The 2,309-nt window shown below is 72.7% G+C and carries 4 protein-coding genes; 3 read left to right on the top strand and 1 reads right to left on the bottom strand.

The features are described from left to right. Both Q0112_RS10485 and Q0112_RS10480 read left to right on the top strand, forming a co-directional pair. On the top strand, positions 1-263 hold a 263-nt coding region (locus tag Q0112_RS10485), incomplete at its 5' end, for a TOBE domain-containing protein (RefSeq protein ID WP_297974912.1). A 151-nt stretch (positions 264-414) separates the two neighbouring features. After that, entirely contained in the window at positions 415-1,206 is a 792-nt protein-coding gene (locus Q0112_RS10480; RefSeq protein WP_297974909.1) for a tellurite resistance TerB family protein, read from the top strand. A gap of 57 nt (positions 1,207-1,263) precedes the next feature. On the opposite strand, the gene Q0112_RS10475 is transcribed toward Q0112_RS10480, so the two are convergent. Beyond that, positions 1,264-1,893: a hypothetical protein gene (locus Q0112_RS10475; RefSeq protein WP_297974906.1), complete on the bottom strand. Its 630-nt coding sequence runs from the start codon at positions 1,891-1,893 to the stop codon at positions 1,264-1,266. 130 nt (positions 1,894-2,023) lie between these two features. Between Q0112_RS10475 and Q0112_RS10470 the strand changes: the two genes are divergently transcribed. After that, positions 2,024-2,309, top strand: a 286-nt coding sequence (locus tag Q0112_RS10470) for a protein adenylyltransferase SelO family protein (RefSeq protein ID WP_297974904.1), incomplete at its 3' end; no start/stop codon positions are given.

Below are 2,309 nucleotides of genomic sequence, written 5' to 3'. Positions count from 1 at the left end.
CGCTGACCCTCGGGGTGCGCGCCGAGGACATCGCGATCGGCCGCGGCGAGGGCCGGGCGCGGGTGCACCACGTCGAGAACCACGGCGTCGAGCAGGTGGTGACGCTGCGCACCGGCGAGACGCTCTTCAAGGCGACGGCCCCGGCGGTGGCCCGGCTCGGCATCGACGAGGAGGTCCCCTTCGCCATCGACGAGAGCCGGCTGCACGGCTTCGACCCCGCGAGCGGGCGCAGCCTCGCCCGCGGCACCGTCCAACGAAGATGAACGCCCTCGACTTCAACCCATTACCGGCGATTTCGCGCCCGCGGCGGCGCGTGCCGCACGCCGTCGCGGCCGCTCACCGGCGAAAGCTTTGGCGCGCACGCCGGCTTTCTGCTAGCTCTGGCGACGCGGCACAGCACAGGGAGGGATGCCGATGAGCTTCGGCAATATTCTCGGACAGATCATGCAACAGGGGCTCGGCGGGCAGACCGGGACCCGCGGGCGGCTCCAGCAGACCGCCGACAACATGGACCAGGGCGACGGGCTCCAGGGCATCTTCGGCCAGCTCCAGGAGGCGCTCGGCGGTGCCGGCGGCCCGGGGGGCGCCGTCGGCGGCTTCGCCGACAGGGCGCGCGACTTCCTGCGGCAGGACCAGGTGGGCAGCCTCTCCGGGGCGCAGATCGGCGGCATCGGCGCGGCCGCCGGGGCGCTGCTCGGCGGCGGGCTCGGCGGCGCGGCGCGCGGGGGCGCGATGGCGGTCCTCGGCACGCTGGCCCTCGGCGCGCTGAAGCGCGCCCAGGCCGCGCGCGAGGCGGGGGCCGCGGGCGAGGCCGCGCCGACCCTCGAGCCCGGCGAGATCCGCGCGGTCACCGACGAGGACAGCGAGAAGCTGGTGCTGAAGGCGATGATCGCCGCCGCCAAGGCGGACGGGCAGATCGACCAGGCCGAGATGCAGAAGATCATCGGCAAGATCAGCTCCGACCAGGCGACGGCGGCGGAGAAGCAGTTCGTCCTCGACCAGATGGCGCAGCCGCTCGACGTGGCGGCGCTGGCGGCGGAGGCGCGCAACCCGGCGCAGGCCGCGCAGGTCTACGCCGCCTCGATCCTCGCCATCCACGCCGACACCGACCAGGAGAAGGCCTATCTGCGCCAGCTCGCCCAGGCGCTCGGCCTCGCGCCCGAGGCGGTGGCCCAGCTCCACCAGATGACCGGCGTGCCGGCCTGAACAGCAGTCGGGCCGGCCCTTGCGGACCGGCCCTCCCTCAAGCGCATGGGGGACTGCCTATTCGGCGATGATGCGCTCGATCTGCGCCCTCTTCTCGCTATCCGTGCCGGCGCTGCTCAGCACCGTCTGGATCTGCGTCATCTGCGCGGCGCTCAGCACGCCGATCTCGTTGGTGTTGATGCCGAGCCCCGCCACGTCGGCCATGACGGCGTTGTCGTTGGCGCCCATGGCGCCGGCGCCCGGGGTAGTCTCGCCGACGATGGCGGAGATCTGGGCGCGCTTCGAATCGTCGGTCGCCTCCGAGCCCGAGACGTTCTGGATGGCCGCGAGCTGCTCGACCGTCAGCATCGGCACGACCTCGGTATCGAGCCCGAGCGCGGCCATGTCGGCCTGGGCGGAGGAACGGAGCTGATCGGTGCCGAGCCGGCCGGTGGCCGTCGCCTCGCCGCCGACGATCTCCTCGATGTGCGCCTTCTTGATGCTGTCGGCATCGCTCGAGCCGAGCACGTTCTCGATCTGCGCCGCCTGATCGGCGGTCACCACGAGGCCGGTCGTGTCGATCCCGAGGGCGGCCATCCCGGTCAAGGCGGAATCGTTCAGCTGCCGCACCTGCGCCAGCGTGGGGGCGGCGACGAGGGTCAGCGAAAGAGCGGCCGCGGAAACCGCGGCGAGAAGCCTGGTCTTCATGGGACTGTCCTTCCCCTTGTTGTCTCGGGCGCCGTCTCCGGTGCCTGCTCGATGCCAACAACGCCCGTTCCGGCGGTTGGTTCCGGCGCGGCCCTTGCCCCCGGTCGCCGGCCCGCATACCGCTTGGGTCATGGCGCACCCCGACTTCCGCCCCGAGGTCATCCACGCCCGCCTCGGCGAGGCGCTCTTCGACCCGGTGCGGCCGGCGACCTTTCCCGAGGCCCGGCTCCGCTTCCGCAACGACCGCTGGGCGGCGCGCATCGGCCTCGCCGGGCTGCCGGACGAGGCATGGATCCGCCACTTTGCCCGCTTCGAGCCGCTGCCGGAGAGCTTCCCCGAGCCGCTGGCGCTGCGCTACCATGGGCACCAGTTCCGCGTTTACAACCCCGACCTCGGCGACGGGCGCGGCTTCCTCT

This window comes from uncultured Amaricoccus sp., from assembly GCF_937858865.1.
Classification (GTDB): domain Bacteria; phylum Pseudomonadota; class Alphaproteobacteria; order Rhodobacterales; family Rhodobacteraceae; genus Amaricoccus.
The sequence above is the reverse complement of the archived record's forward strand: the minus strand, read 5'-3'. Positions and strand labels throughout refer to the sequence as shown.

Bases quoted from the DNA above. Each gene is read 5' to 3' on its own strand.
- Q0112_RS10475 (WP_297974906.1), bottom strand. From the start codon at position 1,893: ATGAAGACCAGGCTTCTCGCCGCGGTTTCCGCGGCCGCTCTTTCGCTG.
- Q0112_RS10480 (WP_297974909.1), top strand. From the start codon at position 415: ATGAGCTTCGGCAATATTCTCGGACAGATCATGCAACAGGGGCTCGGC.